12 protein-coding genes and 2 tRNA genes are annotated in these 15,980 nt (G+C 72.7%); 10 read left to right on the forward strand and 4 right to left on the reverse strand.

Annotation, left to right across the window (positions count from 1 at the left end):
* Window positions 1-91: 91 nt before the first annotated feature.
* Window positions 92-2,698, forward strand: a complete 2,607-nt coding sequence (locus tag ABZ899_RS01645) for a protein kinase (protein ID WP_361339205.1) — start codon at window positions 92-94, stop codon at window positions 2,696-2,698.
* Between the two features lie 87 nt (window positions 2,699-2,785).
* On the opposite strand, the gene ABZ899_RS01650 is transcribed toward ABZ899_RS01645, so the two are convergent.
* The gene (locus ABZ899_RS01650; protein ID WP_361339208.1) at window positions 2,786-4,261 is read right to left on the reverse strand and encodes an amino acid permease; all 1,476 of its coding nucleotides are present in this window, start codon (window positions 4,259-4,261) and stop codon (window positions 2,786-2,788) included.
* Window positions 4,262-4,480: 219 nt separating this feature from the next.
* Between ABZ899_RS01650 and ABZ899_RS01655 the strand changes: the two genes are divergently transcribed.
* Window positions 4,481-4,972, forward strand: coding sequence for a ribose-5-phosphate isomerase (locus ABZ899_RS01655; RefSeq protein WP_361339210.1), 492 nt, complete (start codon window positions 4,481-4,483; stop codon window positions 4,970-4,972).
* Between the two features lie 85 nt (window positions 4,973-5,057).
* A complete protein-coding gene (locus ABZ899_RS01660) occupies window positions 5,058-5,867 on the forward strand; it encodes a DNA-formamidopyrimidine glycosylase family protein (RefSeq protein WP_361339213.1) in 810 nt (269 codons plus the stop codon).
* A 16-nt stretch (window positions 5,868-5,883) separates the two neighbouring features.
* Here the strand turns inward: ABZ899_RS01660 and ABZ899_RS01665 are convergent, their stop codons facing one another.
* On the reverse strand, window positions 5,884-7,140 hold the full coding sequence (locus ABZ899_RS01665) for a GNAT family N-acetyltransferase (protein ID WP_361339216.1): 1,257 nt from the start codon (window positions 7,138-7,140) through the stop codon (window positions 5,884-5,886).
* 162 nt (window positions 7,141-7,302) lie between these two features.
* Between ABZ899_RS01665 and ABZ899_RS01670 the strand changes: the two genes are divergently transcribed.
* Window positions 7,303-8,481, forward strand: a complete 1,179-nt coding sequence (locus ABZ899_RS01670) for a PP2C family protein-serine/threonine phosphatase (RefSeq protein ID WP_361339218.1) — start codon at window positions 7,303-7,305, stop codon at window positions 8,479-8,481.
* A 16-nt stretch (window positions 8,482-8,497) separates the two neighbouring features.
* Window positions 8,498-8,974: an HD domain-containing protein gene (locus ABZ899_RS01675; RefSeq protein WP_361339221.1), complete on the forward strand. Its 477-nt coding sequence runs from the start codon at window positions 8,498-8,500 to the stop codon at window positions 8,972-8,974.
* A 9-nt stretch (window positions 8,975-8,983) separates the two neighbouring features.
* Here ABZ899_RS01675 and ABZ899_RS01680 read toward each other — a convergent pair whose 3' ends face one another.
* Window positions 8,984-10,186: an acyltransferase family protein gene (locus tag ABZ899_RS01680; protein ID WP_361339223.1), complete on the reverse strand. Its 1,203-nt coding sequence runs from the start codon at window positions 10,184-10,186 to the stop codon at window positions 8,984-8,986.
* A gap of 540 nt (window positions 10,187-10,726) precedes the next feature.
* Between ABZ899_RS01680 and ABZ899_RS01685 the strand changes: the two genes are divergently transcribed.
* The 4 genes from ABZ899_RS01685 to ABZ899_RS01700 all read left to right on the forward strand — a co-directional run bounded on the left by ABZ899_RS01685 (window position 10,727) and on the right by ABZ899_RS01700 (window position 15,381).
* Window positions 10,727-10,921, forward strand: coding sequence for a hypothetical protein (locus ABZ899_RS01685; protein WP_004001285.1), 195 nt, complete (start codon window positions 10,727-10,729; stop codon window positions 10,919-10,921).
* A 70-nt stretch (window positions 10,922-10,991) separates the two neighbouring features.
* Complete coding sequence (locus ABZ899_RS01690; RefSeq protein ID WP_361339225.1) at window positions 10,992-13,154, forward strand: serine/threonine-protein kinase; 2,163 nt, start codon at window positions 10,992-10,994, stop codon at window positions 13,152-13,154.
* A gap of 44 nt (window positions 13,155-13,198) precedes the next feature.
* Window positions 13,199-13,990, forward strand: coding sequence for an alpha/beta hydrolase (locus ABZ899_RS01695; protein ID WP_361339227.1), 792 nt, complete (start codon window positions 13,199-13,201; stop codon window positions 13,988-13,990).
* A 110-nt stretch (window positions 13,991-14,100) separates the two neighbouring features.
* The gene (locus ABZ899_RS01700) at window positions 14,101-15,381 is read left to right on the forward strand and encodes a PP2C family protein-serine/threonine phosphatase (protein ID WP_361339230.1); all 1,281 of its coding nucleotides are present in this window, start codon (window positions 14,101-14,103) and stop codon (window positions 15,379-15,381) included.
* A 113-nt stretch (window positions 15,382-15,494) separates the two neighbouring features.
* On the opposite strand, the gene ABZ899_RS01705 is transcribed toward ABZ899_RS01700, so the two are convergent.
* A tRNA-Gly gene (locus ABZ899_RS01705) sits at window positions 15,495-15,565 on the reverse strand.
* A 131-nt stretch (window positions 15,566-15,696) separates the two neighbouring features.
* Between ABZ899_RS01705 and ABZ899_RS01710 the strand changes: the two genes are divergently transcribed.
* Window positions 15,697-15,773 (forward strand) — tRNA-Pro (locus ABZ899_RS01710).
* The last annotated feature ends 207 nt before the right edge of the window (window positions 15,774-15,980 follow it).

Raw genomic sequence — 15,980 nt, forward strand, 5'->3', positions numbered from 1 at the left:
GGGGAATACGCGAAGCGGTGGGGTTCCGGGTTTACTCGTGACGGGACGCTACCGATTGGTCGAGAGCATCGGCCAGGGGGGAATGGGGCGTGTGTGGCGAGCGGTCGACGAAATGCTCGACCGGCTGGTCGCCGTCAAGGAAATGCGGATAGACGGCCTCGACCCCGAGGACACCCGCACGCGCCGTGAACGCACCCTGCGCGAGGCACGGGCGACGGCCCGGATCGACCACCCCCACGTCGTCCGGGTCTACGACGTCGTCGACGAGGGCGAACACCTGTGGATCGTCATGGAGTTGGTGGCCGGCCGCTCCCTGGAACGCATCATGGCCGAGGACGGCCCGCTGGGCCCCGCCGAGACGGCCCGGATCGGCCTCGGCCTGGTGGCGGCCCTGGGCCAGGTCCACGCGCGCGGCGTGCTGCACCGGGACATCAAGCCGGGCAACGTCCTGGTGGAGTCGGAGGCCGTGCGCGGGCGCGGGCGGGTGGTCCTGACCGACTTCGGTATCGCGGCCATCCAGGACGCCAAGGCCCTCACCATGGTCGGCATGCTCGTCGGCTCACCCGACTACATGGCGCCCGAGCGGATCGCCGGACGCCCGCAGGGGCCCCCGTCGGACGTCTGGTCCCTGGGCGCGACCCTGTGCGCGGCCCTCGCGGGCCGCTCGCCCTTCTCCCGTGACACGACCCTCGCGACCCTGCACGCCGTGCTGTACGAGGAGCCCGAACTCCCCGCCGGCGCGGGCCCCTTGCGCCCGGTCCTCACCGCCCTCCTCCAGAAGGAACCGTCGTCCCGCCCGAACCTCGACGCCCTGGAGACCTTTCTGGAACGGGTGGCGTTCCCGCCCCCCACTCCGACGATCCCGGTACCCCCCGAGTCCGTGCCGGACCGGTCACCGGGGGGCGGTGACGGGGTCGGGGGGCCCTCCGCACCGGAGACGGCCGTGGGCCCCGGCCCCGCGGGCGCCGAGCCCTCGGCAGGCGAGCGGCCGGGCCCCGGACGGGACCCGATGGGCGCTGCGCACACGGCGCCGGGCGCCCCACCCTCCGAGGCACCGGAAGCTCCCGTTCCCGCGGCAGATGCGACGAGCCCGGCCGAGACGAAGCCGGGTACGCCCGCCCAGTCGTCCATGCCGGACGATCCGGCGGCCGGCCCCGCACCGGGCGGGCCCCCACCGGGCGTGACCGCCGCCGAGACCGCACCGGGGCGGGCCGCCGCCGGCCGGTCGCCGGACGGTCCCGGCGCCGGGCGCGAGCCGCGTGCACCGGGCCCCGCACCGAGCGCACCTGCCCCCGGCTCCACGCGGGACATGTCCGCCGGGAAGGCCGTGCCGGGTGTGCCGGGGCCGATACCGGGTGGGCCGGTCACCGGGTCCGTCGCGGCGGCACCCGATGCCGCAGTGGGCGCGCCTCCGACCGACCCCGCGAGGCGAGCCCCCGTCTCCGAGGCCACACCGGCGGCGTCCGCACCGGACACCCCCCGAGCCCCCGACCCCCGCGTGCCCGGAGACGTGCACGACGCCGTACCGCCGCGGCGGGCATCCGCCGCCGAGCAGGGCCACCCGGGCCCGGCCTCCGCTCCACACCCGCCCGAGGCAGCCGGAACGGCGGTCGCGCCCGCGCCGCCCACCCCGGTGCCCGAGCCCTCCGCACCGTCGGCCTCCCCCCACCCGACGGCCCGCTCCTCGGCCCTCCACAGCCCTTCGCCGACCCCGTTCCCGGACGCCCCGTCCGGCGGGCCCGCCGCCCCCGGCCCGTCGCCCGCGCCCCTGCCGGACGGCTCCACGCCGTCCCCGCCGCACGAACCTCTGCCCGGCGGCTCCACGCCGACCCCGTTCCCGGACGCCCCGTCCGGCGGGACCGCCACCGCCGGCCCGTCGCCCGCGCCCCTGCCGGACGGCTCCACGCCGCCCCCGCCGCACGAACCCCTGCCCGGCGGCCCCACGCCGACCCCGTTCCCGGATGCCCCGTCCCGCGGGACCGCCACCGCCGGCACCCAGGAGCCCGCACCCCCGCCCCCCGGCGCCTTTCCCGCCCGCCCCGAGGCACTCACCGAGCGGAGGCCCGGCAGCGGTCCGATCGTGTCGTCGCGGCCCCGGCCCCGGCTCCGCCGTATCGCCGTAGGGGTCGCCCTGACCGCCGTCGTCGCCGGTGCCGTCGTCGCCGGTGTCCTGCTGAACGGTGGTGGTTCCTCCGGCGGCGGCAGGGCCGGGCCGTCGGTGTCCGCGAGCACGTCCTCCTCGCCGACCGTGGAGGGGACGTCGCGGCCGCAGAGCCTGCCGCCCGGCGCCCACCGGGAGGCGGGCGGGTTCGCCTGGGCGACCCCCGAGGGCTGGAAGCGCGACGTCAAGACCGGCGCCGAGGTGCACTACACCGCGCCGGACGGCACCCAGGAACTCGCCGCCAAGTCGTCCCTCGCGCGCGGCGACCTGATGGACTCCTGGGAGAAGTCCGAGCAGGACGCCCGCCAGGGCGCCGACTACCGCAAGATCCGCCTCGCGCGCACCACGTTCCGGGACCACCCGGCGGTCGTCTGGGAGTACTCCTTCACGCTCCAGGGCGAGCCCTGGCGCGCCCGGCTGCTGGGCTTCACCGTGGACGGCAAGTCGTACCAGATCAACACCTGGTACCGCCCGGAGGCCGAGGAAGGGGCCCTCAGGACCTACGGCCGGGTCAGGGACAGCTTCACGGTGCTGTGACCGGGCCGCGCCCAGCAAGAAGGGAGGGGCGGCGGGCGCGCGTCGGCGCGTCCACCGCCCCTCCCCGGGGCACTCGGCGTCGTGGCCTCAGGCCGTCGTGACCTCGTCCGACCGCAGGTCCTCGGCGTCCGTGCCGGCCGCCTCGGGCGCGGTCGCGCGCCGGGGGGCGACCTTCTGCTTCACGAAGGCCACCGCCAGCACCAGCGCGGCCACGAGCAGCGACAGCAGCACGGTCTGCCGGCCGTCGTGCTCGGTGTCGGTGAGCATGTAGCCGAGGACGAAGACGATCAGCGCGGCCGTCGCCCAGGTCAGATACGGGTACAGCCACATCTTCACGACGAGCTTCTCCGGCGCCTCGCGCTGGATGATCCGCCGCATGCGCAGCTGCGAGAAGCAGATCACCAGCCAGACGAACAGGGCGACCGCGCCGGAGGAGTTGACGAGGAAGAGGAAGACCGAGTCCGGGAACTTGTAGTTGAAGAACACGGCCACGAACCCGAACGCCACCGACGCGAGGATCGCCGTGCGGGGCACGCCGTTGCCGGTCGTCCGGCCGAAGGCCTGGGGGGCGTCGCCGCGCCGGCCGAGCGAGAAGGCCATCCGGGACGCGGTGTACAGGCCGGAGTTCAGGCAGGACAGCACCGAGGTCAGCACGATGAAGTTCATGATCTGACCGGCGTGCGCGATCCCGAGCGAGTCGAGCGCGGCGACGTAGGAGCCCTTGTCGGTGATGGCCTTGCTGTCCCAGGGGAGCAGCGACACCACGACGAGGATCGAGCCCAGGTAGAAGACGGCGACCCGCCAGATGATGCTGTTGGTGGCCTTGGTGACGGCCTGCTGCGGGTGCTCCGACTCACCGGCGGCCAGCGTGGCGATCTCGCTGCCCATGAAGGAGAAGACGACCAGCAGCACGCCGGTGAGGATCGCTCCCGGACCGTGGGGCAGGAAGCCGCCGTGCCCGGTGAGGTTGCCGAACCCGGCCTGGTCGCTGTCGACGCCCGGCAGCACACCGAAGATCGCCAGCAGGCCGACCACGATGAAGCCGGCGATCGCGACGACCTTGATGCCGGCGAACCAGAACTCGAACTCGCCGTACGACCCGACGGACACCAGGTTCGTCGCGGTCAGCACGATCATCACGATGAGGGCCCAGGCCCACTGCGGGACGGCCGGGATCCAGCCCTCCAGGATCACCGCGCCGGCGGTCGCCTCGACCGCCAGCACGACCACCCAGAAGAACCAGTACAGCCAGCCGATGGAGAAGCCCGCCCAGGGCCCGAGCGCCCGGTCGGCGTGGGCGGAGAAGGAACCCGAGGTCGGGTTGGCCGCGGACATCTCACCGAGCATGCGCATCACCAGCACCACGAGCGTGCCGACGAGCGCGTACGAGAGGAGGATGCCGGGTCCTGCCGTGGCGATACCGGAGCTGGACCCGACGAAGAGTCCGGCACCGATGACACCACCGATGGCGATCATGGAGAGGTGGCGGTCCTTGAGCCCGGCCTGCAGGCCGTGGCCGCCGACAGCCGGTGCGGCCGTCTTCTTTGTCGGCTGCGAAGTCATGGAGCGGAGTTTCCTTTGCGCCGTGGGGAGTAGTCCTCGTACGGAGCGGATGACGTCGGCGTACGAGCCGGACCAGTGAATCCGAGGAGAACCGATTCGGGAACCTTTGATTCGTGATTGTTACTTGAGGTTTCCTTGAGCTTCTATAGTGCAGGTCACATTCCCAAGCGACGGCCACCCGACGCTGCTGCCCCACGGCGGCCGTGTCACACTCGTTGCATGCGCGTGTATCTCGGCTCCGACCATGCGGGCTTCGAACTCAAGAACCACCTCGTCGACTGGCTGAAGGCGGCCGGTCACGACCCGGTGGACTGCGGGCCCCACATCTACGACGCCCAGGACGACTACCCGCCCTTCTGCCTCCGCGCGGCGGAGAGGACGGTCGCGGACCCCGAGGCCCTCGGCATCGTGATCGGCGGCTCCGGCAACGGTGAGCAGATCGCCGCGAACAAGGTGAAGGGCGTCCGCGCGGCGCTCGCCTGGAGCGAGGAGACGGCGGCGCTCGGCCGCCAGCACAACAACGCCAACGTCGTGGCCGTCGGAGCGCGCATGCACACCACCGAGGAGGCGACGAAGTTCGTCGAGACCTTCCTCGGCACCCCGTACTCGGGTGACGAGCGTCACACCCGCCGGATCGACATGCTCAGCGCCTACGAGGCGACGGGCGAGCTCCCCCCGATCCCGGCCCACCACCCGCAGCAGGAGCGGTAACGCCGACCGGTGGCCGGGGGAGCACCGCCCCGGGGGCCCCGGACCGGCCGGACCGGGGCCCCCGGGAGACGACGAAGGAGCCACCGTGCCTGAGGGGCACACCATCCACCGGCTGGCCCAGGACTACGCCGCCGCCTTCCGCGGCACGTCACCCCGGGTCACCAGCCCGCACGGCAAGTTCTCCGACGCCGCGGCCCTCCTGGACGGCGCCGAGCTCAGCCGTACGGACGCCCACGGCAAGCACCTCTTCCTGGGCTTCCGCGACACCGACTGGGTCCACATCCACCTCGGCCTCTTCGGCAAGGTCACCTTCGGCGCCGCCCCGGCGCCCCCGCCCACCGACACCGTGCGGCTGCGCCTCGCGAACCCCGCCGCCTACGTCGACCTGCGCGGACCCACGACCTGCGCCCTGATCACCGGCACCGAGAAGCAGGCGATACACGACCGCCTCGGGCCCGACCCGCTGCGCCCCGACGCCGACCCGCGCGAGGCGTACCGGCGGATCTCCCGCAGCCGTACGTCCATCGCCGCCCTGCTCATGGACCAGAAGGTCATCGCCGGCGTCGGCAACGTCTACCGGGCCGAGGTCCTCTTCCGGCACAACATCGACCCCTACCGCGCCGGCCGGGACATCACCCCGGCCCAGTGGGACGCGATCTGGGCCGACCTCGTCGCCCTCATGCGCGAGGGCGTGCGCACCAACCGCATCGACACCGTCCGCCCCGAGCACACCCCGGAGGCGATGGGCCGCCCGCCCCGCGTCGACGACCACGGCGGCGAGGTCTACGTCTACCGCAGGGCGAACCAGCCCTGTCACCTGTGCGGCGGCGAGATCCGCACCGCCGGCCTCGCCGCCCGCAACCTCTTCTGGTGCCCCGGCTGCCAGACGCCGTGACCGTGGGGGCCGCGCGTCAGAAGCCGTGCGGCAGCCAGGGCGCCACCGGGGAGGCGAAGCCCGTCGCGGCCTCGTCCAGCGCCCCGCGCCGCAGCTCCCGCACCCGCCCGGCGGCGCCCAGCGCCCGCAGGCTCACCCCGCCGAGATAGGCCGCCCCCAACTCCCGTACGGACACGGCGAGATCGGCCGCGTCCGTCGTCCGCCGGCACGACGCGCCCTTGGAGTCGCCGATGAGCCGCCAACGCCCCGTGTTCCAAGGGCAGAAGGCGTCCTCGACCTCGAACACCACGTCCACCGGGGCCTGGTAGGTCCGGGCCTCCAGCGCGGCGCCCACGTCCACCAGGCGTATGTGCAGCGCGTCCTTCAACCGGATCCCGCACCGCCGGATGTCCGACACCTGGAACTGCCACGCCTCGTCCACCGGCCGCGAGCGCGTCACCACCTTCGACGTCAGGTCGACGTCGAACAGGAACCGCCACAGCGCCGACTCCGCGGCCGGGTCCAGGCCGTGGAGGTCCCGCAGCCGCACGACCCCGTCGGGTCCGCCGTGCCCCCACTCCGGCTGCACGCTGAACCGCGCGTAACCGACGAGCCCGCCGTCCCGCTCCGCCACCACGCACTGCAGCGGCGAACCGCCCCCGCGGCGGCCCTCCGGGTCCACGATGCCGAGCCGCTCCCAGCCGGGCAGCCGCGCGATCATCCCCGGCCGTCGCGGCACCGCCGCCGCGTACACCGCCTCGCACGCGTCGAGGACGTCGGCCGGCCCCGCGTACCGCAGCCGCACATCGTCGGTGCCGGGCGGCACCGACAGCCGTACGCGGGAGGTGTCGATCTCGGCGCTCGCCGCGAACGTGCCGACGCCGTAGCCGAACCGGCCGTAGATCACCGGCTCGGACGCGGTGAGCACCGCCAGCGGCCGGCCCGACTCGCGCACGTCGTCCAGCTGCCGGCGCATCATCGACGTCAGCACACCGCGCCTGCGGTGCGTGGCGGCGACGCCGACCATCGTGACGCCGGCGGCGGGCACGGCCGCGCCGCCCGGCACGGTCACCCGGAAACTGAACGCGCCGGCCGTGCCCACGCACGCGTCCCCGTCCCAGACGCCGAGGGAGTGCTCGACCTCGGTCAGGGACCGGTAGAGCTCCCGCTCCTCGGGCGCCTCGGCTGCTCCGCCGAACGCGCGCAGCAGAGTGTCGTACCAGATGTCCCACTCGTCCTGCCGCAACGGCCGTGGCCGAAGTCCGCCCGTGTCGCCCGCGCTCTCTTTCACCATGGACCATGCGTACCAGCGCGGTGCGGACGGGGCGAGGCAATTTCCCGGTGACGGCGACGCGGCGGCCATGTGTGAAGTTCACTGTGGAGTTGAACCTCGGACGGGGGACAAGTGGGACCTCCCGTGCCAAGCGACTGGTCCGATGGATAGGGTCCCGAACTGATGGCAGCAGGACGAGAGCGGCGCACGGCGGCCGAGACGTTCACGGCCCGGTCGAAGATGCAGTGGCACCGGGTCCGCACCGCCCTGCGCAGAAGCGCCGTGGACTACTTCCGCGGCGACGGCTCGGACTGGGTCGCGCTCGCCGGACTGCTCGTGACCGTGCCGCTGATCTGCGCCGCCACGATGATGAACCCCGTGTGGTTCTCACCGGCCGCGCTGGTCCTGCCGATCGTGGCGGGCGGGGTGCTGCTGCGCCCCGCGAGCCTGCTCGGGCTGTACGCGGCGGCGGCCACCGCGCTCATCGTCGAGTCCGTCCAGCTCGGCCCCTACACCGAGGGGCCGTCGCGGGTCACCCCCGGCGTCGTCCTGGTCGTGGCCGCGTGCGGCTTCTTCGGGCTGCTCATCGCGCAGTTCCGCAGCCGGGTCGGGGTGCCCTGGCGGCGCGGCGGCACCATGCTCTTCGACCTGCGCGAGCGCATCCGGGTGCAGAGCAAGCTGCCACAACTGCCGCACGGCTGGCACCGCGAGATGGCCCTGCGCCCGGCCGGCGGCCAGTCCTTCTCCGGTGACTTCGTCGTCGCGGCCCGGACCAACGGCGGCCGCACGCTGGAGGTCGTGCTGACCGACGTCTCCGGCAAGGGCATGGACGCCGGCTCCCGCGCGCTGCTGCTGTCGGGCGCCTTCGGCGGCCTGCTGGGCAGCCTGCCCCCGCACGCCTTCCTGCCCGCCGCCAACGGCTATCTGCTGCGCCAGGACTGGGACGAGGGCTTCGCGACCTCCATCCACCTCGTCCTGGACCTGGACTCGGGCGACTACGAGCTCTACTCGGCCGGGCACCCGCCGGGCCTCCAACTGAGCGCGGGCAGCGGGCGCTGGGAGGAGAAGGCCGCCGAGGGCCCCCTCCTCGGCGTGTACGACGGCGCGCAGTTCGACCCCGTGAAGGGTTCGTTGCGGCCCGGCGACGTCCTGATGCTCTTCACGGACGGTCTGGTCGAGACGTCCGACCGGGACATCACCGAGGGCATCGACCGGCTCACCGGGGAGGCCGACCGGTATGTCGCGGGCGGCTTCCACGGCGCGGCCTGGCACCTCATCGAGGCGGTGGCCAAGGACGTCAACGACGACCGGGCGCTCCTGCTGATCTGCCGCGAGGGGCCGACGGCGTCCGCGGCGCTCTGAGCGGGACACTGTCGGGGTGACCGAGACACCGCGGGACACCCCGCAGCCCACGCTGTCCCTCGCCGAGGTGGAGGCCGTCGCCCGCGCCGCCCACGCCGATCAGACCGACAAGGCCGGGCGGCCGTATTGCGAGCATCTGAGCGCCGTCGCGGCGGGCGTCCGCGCGCGGGGCGGCGACGACGACCAGATCGCGGCGGCCTGGCTGCACGACGCCGTGGAGGACGACGCGCTGTCCGAACGGTGGCTGGAGCGGGCCGCGCTGAGCCGCCGTACGAAGGACATCGTGCGGGCCGTCACCAAGCGGGCCGGGGAGCCGCCCGAGGGCTACGCGGCCCGCATCCTCGCCACGCCCGGCGCGCTGCTGGTGAAGGAGGCCGATCTGGCGCACAACGCCGATCCGGCGCGCCTCGCGGTCCTGGACGAGGGGACCCGGAAACGACTGACCGAGAAGTACACGCGGATGCGCGCGCTTCTCGGTCTGTCGGGAGCGTGACGTCCGGGGTCAGGCGTCGACCTTCTCGCGGGCGGCAGAGCCCTCCCGCCGCTCGCGGGCGCGGGCCAGTTCGGCCGCGTCCCGCTTGAAGGCCCACTCCATCCTCGGCTCCATGGCGAAGCGGAACACCCGGCGCACGGGTGCGGTGCACAGCAGCGTGACGCCGATCGCCGCGACGACGGTGACGAAGATCTCGCCGAGCGGGCGGTGCAGCCAGGCCGGCTCGAACCAGCCCTGGTAGTCACCGGCCTTCACGACGAAGCCGTGCAGCAGATAGCCGCAGAGCGTGCCGGCGCCGAGCGTGGTGAACCACATCCGGCGGCGCGGCACCCAGGCGAAGAAGCAGGACGTCAGCAGCAGCGAGCAGCCGAACATCGCCAGCACCATGACCGGGCCGGTCCACCACGGCGCCTGCAGCTCCTGCGCGGCGTCGCGGTGGTAGAACCACGCGGTGTTCATGCGCGGCACCGCCCAGTAGGCGAAGAGGAGCGTCACCACGCCGATGGGCAGCGACAGCATCCGCACCGTGCGCGTGCGCACCATGTGGAAGTGCTCCGGCTTCATGACGAGACCGAGCACGAAGTACGGCAGGAACTGCAGGACCCGCTGCAGGTCGAGGTCGTCGCCGATCTCCGGGGTGACGGTCGCCATCATGGCGAGGCCGAGCGCGATGGGCAGCGGCCAGCGCACGATCTTCCACAGGGGTGTGGTCAGCCGCCAGATGAACAGCGCGCACAGGAACCAGGTCAGGTACCAGGGGTCCAGGATGCTGACGTCCTGGCCGGGGTCGTCGTCGATCCAGCGCTTGAAGAGCGGGTAGGCCGTCTCGAAGACGATGTACGGCACCGCGACACCGGTGATCAGCCGCTTCATCCGGCTGGGGCTGGCGTCGAAGCTGCGGGAGAAGAAGCCGGAGATGATGATGAACGCCGGCATGTGGAACGTGTACACGACCGTGTACAGCGTCTCCAGGATCCGGCTGCCGCCCTTGATCGGCTCCCAGGAATGTCCTATGGCGACAAGGACGATCGCCAGGTACTTGGCGTTGTCGAAGAACGCGTCGCGCTGCTTGGCGCCCTTCGACCCGGCTCTGTCGGTGTCCTGAGCCTTCCTGTTCTGCGGTGAGCGCGGACTCGGCACTCCGTCCGCCGGCTGCTGGGCCGGGGGGAGTGGCGCTCTGTTGTGGCCGTACGGTCGCAGCGAGTCCGTCACAGACCCTCCCGCCGGAAACCGGGGGAGAGGATCCCGGACCGCGCTGCGCATGCGGGGGACGAGGCAGCGTGGAACATCTGAGGCACCCTAGCGTTGTCTGAGTGATTTCGTAAAACCCGCGAGGTCATTAACGTTTAATGTGCGCAACCTCGCACGGGCGGCTAACGCACCCCCGGCAGACCCGTGTTGGGCGCCCGCCTTGTCCGGATTCATACCGACAAGGCGAGCCATATGGCCAGGAGATGTCGCCGATGAAATGATCAACCCTCCATGAATTCGAAATAGCTGCGAACACCTTGTGTGGCGATGGAAACGATCCCGTCCAATTGGCTCCGCGGGTGTCTCCTCGAAATGCTGTACGGGCACGGCGGGAGAGGCGGACCACCCCTGGGGACGGCCGCACTCCCGGCACGGGTGTGGCGAACGAAACGTCACGTGCCGCATAGGCGGGCCCGGTTGGTGGCACGATGGTTCTGGCGGGGGTGCGCACGGTCGCGTCCCCGGGCCGGGAGAGCGGACCGACCGAGGGTGTGATCTGTTGTGGCCATTTCGCTGTCAGTGGTGCTGCTGTTGGCGATCGTGCTGGTGGTACTGATCCGAGGCGGATCACTGAAGGCCGGCCCCGCCGTCGTCGCCGTGCTGTTCGGCTTCTTCCTGGCCTCCACGGGCATGGCCGACGACATCCAGCGGTTCCTCAACTCGATAGCGGAGACCATCAACTCCATCCAGTTCTAGCGGTGTCCCGCCCGCGGTCCGTCGGGCGGCCCGGACACCTACGGATACCCTCGTTCGAGATCGTCGAACGGTGCGGAACGGGGGTACGTACGGCATGGCGCTGCGCGAGACCGACCCTGTGGAGGTCGGCGGCTACGCGATCGAGGACCGCCTCGGCGCCGGCGGCATGGGCGTCGTCTACCTGGCCCGCTCCGCCTCCGGCCGCCGGCTCGCCCTGAAGGTCGTGCACGCCCAGTACGCCGACGACGAGGAGTTCCGCACCCGCTTCCGCCGTGAGGTCGCGGCGGCCCGCCAGGTCAGCGGCGCCTTCACCGCCCCCGTCGTGGACGCCGACGCCGACGCGGCCCGCCCCTGGATGGCCACGCTCCACATCCCCGGCGCGGACCTGGGCACCCACGTCCGCCGCCACGGCCCGCTCCCCGCGCCCGAGTTGCGCGAACTCGCCGCCGGACTCGCGGAGGCGCTGCGGGACATCCACCGCGCCGGGATGGTCCACCGGGACCTGAAACCGGCCAACGTGATGCTCGCCGAGGACGGGCCCCGCGTCATCGACTTCGGCATCTCGCGCGCCACCGAGTTCGGCGCCTCCGACGTCCTCACCCAGACCGGCCGGGTGATGGGCACCCCGCCCTTCATGTCGCCCGAGCAGTTCTCCTCCCCGCAGGACGTCGGCCCCGCCGCCGACGTGTTCTCCCTCGGCTCCGTCCTGGTGTACGCCGCCACCGGCCACGGCCCGTTCGACAGCCCGAGCCCCTACGAGACGGCCCTGCGGGTCGTCGACGGCACACCCGAACTGGACGGCGTACCGCCCGAACTGCTCCCCTTCGTCCGGTTGTGCCTGGAGAAGCGCCCCGCCTCCCGCCCCACCACCGGCGAACTCCTCGCCCTCCTGCGCGACGGCCGCCTGCCCGACCCGCGCCCCGGGGACGCGACGCCGACGGTGTCACCGGACGCACCCCCGCCCCGCCGCCGCGGGCGCCCCTGGCTCGCCCCCGCCGCGGGCGCCCTGGCCCTGGCGGCCCTCGCCGCCCTGACCCTCACCCTCACCTCCGAGGACGCCGCCCCCGGGAACCTGCCCGCCGGCTGGCAGCCCTGGCGCAGCACGTCCGAGGACCCCGGCGTCGACAAGGAGCCGACCGCCCCCGACGGCCCGTTCGCCCGCTGCGCGGCCACCGGCGCCTCCCTGGTGTGCGCCGGCGACGACGTCATGGCGACCCGCTTCGCCCTCGCCGACGGCCGCAACACCTGGGCCCGCCCCGTCGACGAGACCCCCGACGAGCTCGGCCCCGGCGACCAGGGCACGGTCCTCGCCGCCCGCGCCGGCCGCGTCTACGTCTACGGCTCCGACGACCGCACCGTCCGCGACGAGAACCACTACCGCTACACCGTCCAGGCCCTCGACGCCGACAGCGGCGAGGCGCTCTGGGCCACGGTCACCGGCGACGGTCCGACGGCGTCCGAACCCACCAGCGAGCTCGGCTACGCCGTCGCCGTCCCCGAGGGCATCGTCACCGTCCACGGCCCCAAGGGGCAGCAGTACGCCCTGCTCGGCGCCGACGACGGCACGGTCCGCTGGAAGCACCCGCTCCCCGACCCCGACAGCCGGATATGCCTGCTGCGCGGCGCCGGCGGCCAGGCGTACCTGGTCTGCCAGAAGTGGTCCCCCGACGACGAGGACGTCAGCGGCACCAGCGTCGCCCGGCTCGACCCCGCCACCGGGCGGCCCCGCTGGACCGTGCGGCTCGACGGCGACCTGGACATCGTCGGCCAGACCGGCGGACGCCTGGTCCTGCTCCCCACGACGGGCGCCCACCGCACCCTGACCCTCGTCGACGCCGACGCGCACATCGTGACGACCGTGCGCCTGTCCGAGGCCCAGCCGGAGACGTCCACCCCCACGCTGCTCGGCGGCCGGCTCTGCTACACCCGCCCCAGCGGCAGCGTCCGCGCGTTCGCCCCGGAGGACGGACGCCGGCTCTGGGAGAGCAACTCCACCGTGGAGTCCCCCGGCCCCCCGGTGGCCTCCGCCACCCACCTCTACCTGGCGTCCCCGAGCGGCCGCCTCGCCGCCCTCGACCTGCGCACCGGCAGGGTCACCGCCACACTCCAGGGCCGCAACGACGCCGGCACCGCGGACGCCGGCGCCGGAGCCCCCCTGACCCTCGTGGGCGACGCCCTGTACGTCCCGTACGGCGTCCGCCCCGTCTACAGCGTGGACGTCCGCACCCTGTGAGAAGGCGCCGGGCCACGACCCCGGCTCTGGCATCCTGCGGGTCCATGACACCGGCACCGCTCTCCGAACCCGCCCGCGCCGCCCTGACCATCGACGGGCGCCGCCTGTCCTACCTCGACTTCGGAGGCCCGGGACGGCCCCTGCTCGCGCTGCACGGCCACTTCAACGAGGGCCGGACGTTCGCCTGCCTGGCGCGGGCGCTGTTCCCGCACTGGCGCGTCGTCGCGCCCGACCAGCGCGGGCACGGCTTCTCCGACCGGGGGCCGGACTTCTCCCGGGAGGGCTACGTCGGCGACGCCGCCGCGCTCATCACCCACCTCGGCCTGGAGCGGCCGGTGGTGCTCGGGCACTCGCTGGGCGGAGTCAACGCCTATCAGCTCGCCGCACGCCACCCCGAGCTGGTGAGCGCGCTCGTCATCGAGGACATCGGCACCGAGATCGACGACGATCTGTCCTTCTGCCTGTCCTGGCCGCGCCGGGCACCCACCCGCACGGCGCTGATCGAGCAGCTGGGGGACTCGGCCCGCTACCTCACCGACGCCCTGCGCGAGTACGCCGACGGCTGGGGCCTCGCCTTCCGCCCCGAGGACATGGTCACCTCCGTCGGGCAGGTCGGCGGCGACCACTGGGACGACTGGCTGGCCACGGACTGCCCCGCCCTGCTCGTCCACGGCACCGCGAGCGACACCCTCGGCGAGGCCCACGCGAAGGAGCTTGTCTCCCGCCGCCCCCACACCCGCCTCGCCCAGCTCCCCACCGGCCACACGGTCCACGAAACCGACCCCGCGGGCTTCGCGGCCACGGTGAGCGGATTCCTCGCCGCCCTGCCGACCTGAGGGGGCCCTGAGCCGTTCAGAGCGGCTGACGGGCCAAGTGCCACGCGCGCCGACGGCGGTCCGTGGCTCACTGCGACCCTGCTGGTGGTCGTCGCGACGGTCGGGCTCGCATGGTGGTTCTTCGCGATTCATCACCTGGCCGGCCGCGCGTCCACCGCTGTCCGTTCCATCCCGCCGAGGCGCCGCACGGGCTGAAGGCGCACATTGGACATATGCACCTTGGCCAGCGGTTCGCCGTCACATGGCAGCGGTGGCACGCCACCCGGGCCTTGGTGCTGGTCCCCATCGTGCTGATCGTCTCGATCACACTCGTGGACATCCACACCCCGGAAAGCGTCCACCTCGGTCCACTGCTGGTCGTGGCCCCCGCTATCACGGTGGCGATGGGTGGGGGCTGGCTGACCGGACTGATCGGCGTACTGGCGGTGGTGGCTCAGGTACTCGTCGCCGTTTTCCACGGGGGTCTGACCACACCCAACCACATCTGCCAGATCATCGGCCTCACCATCCTCTCGATGTTGGCCGTGATCGTCTGCCTGGTGCGTGACCGGCGCAGGGCCGAGCTCGCACAGGTGCGGTCCGTCTCCGAGGCCGCGCAGCGGGCGCTGCTACGCCCGCTGCCCCGGCGGCTGGGCACTGTGCACCTCTCGTGCACGTACCTGGCCGCCGCGAAGGAAGCCCATATCGGCGGTGACCTGTACGCCGTGGCCCATACCGGCGACCACACCCGCGTGCTCATCGGCGACGTCAGGGGGAAGGGACTGAACGCAGTGGGTGAGGCGGCTGCCCTGATGGGCGCATTCCAGGAGGCCGCTCACCATCTCGCCACACTGCCGGCGCTCGCCAACGCCCTGGACCGCAGTGCGTGCCGCTACTTCGCCCAGTTCCTGGGGGCGGACGACGAGGTCGAGGAGCACTTCATCACCGCGCTGCTGCTGGAGATCCCCGACCAAGGCTCTGTGGCGCGGCTGGCGGACTGCGGGCACCCGCCGCCCCTGCTGATCAGCCGGGGGAAGGTGACGAGTGTCCCGATCTCCGCGGGGCCGCCCCTGGGTCTGTGCGGGTTGACGCACGACATCCGCACTTCACACACGTTCCTGTTCGAGGATGGTGACACGCTCCTGCTGTACACCGACGGGCTCGCGGAGGCCCGCGACGGCAGCGGCGCCTTCTACCCCCTGGAAGAGCGACTCGCCCATTGGACCAGGTGCCATCCCGACACGCTCCTCGAGTGCGTCCGGCACGACCTCCTCGCCCACACCGGCGGGGCCCTGCGCGACGACGCCGCCATGCTTGCCGTACGGCGAACGGCAACGACGCACGCCGGACACCTCGGCGGCGAGCTGATAGGCAGCGATGGCCGCCCGATGGCTGACCTGAACCGCCGCTAGCGCTGTGCCCGGCTCCCATCCCGTCCGCCGTCACGGCGGGCTGAACACCGCCCCGGAAAACGATCAGGGCCAGGCGGAGGAGAAACCCTCCGGCCTGGCCCTGAGCCGTGCAGAGCGGGCGACGGGAATCGAACCCGCGTAGCTAGTTTGGAAGACTAGGGCTCTACCATTGAGCTACGCCCGCACAATGACGCGCCGCAGGTCAGTGACCGCGGCACTGAAGGCATCGTAGCGGGTCGGCCCCCCTCGTCGCACACCCCGGCAATGCGGAGGCCGTGTCAGCTGCGGGCATGTACCCTACGTGTCGCACCAGCACGGGGTGTGGCGCAGCTTGGTAGCGCGTCCGCTTTGGGAGCGGAAGGCCGTGGGTTCAAATCCCGCCACCCCGACCACGACCGGTCACCGCCGGCCTCCGCACGGCCACCTCGTGTGATCACGGCCGATGATCGCCTTTGGGGCGTGTCCTCGCTGCCGTTACTATGCAAGCTGCACGCCCGTGTGTCTCTCCGTACGAAGTCACGAAGTCCTCCGGGCGGCGAATCCGCCGGACCGGTCTGGTCCCGGCAGAACCCGAGAAGTCAGCCACAAGGAGACCGAAC

It is taken from the genome of Streptomyces sp. NPDC046859 (assembly GCF_040645135.1).
Classification (GTDB): Bacteria; Actinomycetota; Actinomycetes; order Streptomycetales; family Streptomycetaceae; genus Streptomyces.

Excerpts from the sequence above, each read along its gene's own strand:
- ABZ899_RS01700 (WP_361339230.1), top strand. The coding sequence starts at position 14,101 with ATGGTGGTTCTTCGCGATTCATCACCTGGCCGGCCGCGCGTCCACCGC.
- ABZ899_RS01665 (WP_361339216.1), bottom strand. The coding sequence starts at position 7,140 with ATGGTGAAAGAGAGCGCGGGCGACACGGGCGGACTTCGGCCACGGCCG.
- ABZ899_RS01655 (WP_361339210.1), top strand. The coding sequence starts at position 4,481 with ATGCGCGTGTATCTCGGCTCCGACCATGCGGGCTTCGAACTCAAGAAC.
- ABZ899_RS01695 (WP_361339227.1), top strand. The coding sequence starts at position 13,199 with ATGACACCGGCACCGCTCTCCGAACCCGCCCGCGCCGCCCTGACCATC.
- ABZ899_RS01670 (WP_361339218.1), top strand. The coding sequence starts at position 7,303 with ATGGCAGCAGGACGAGAGCGGCGCACGGCGGCCGAGACGTTCACGGCC.
- ABZ899_RS01650 (WP_361339208.1), bottom strand. The coding sequence starts at position 4,261 with ATGACTTCGCAGCCGACAAAGAAGACGGCCGCACCGGCTGTCGGCGGC.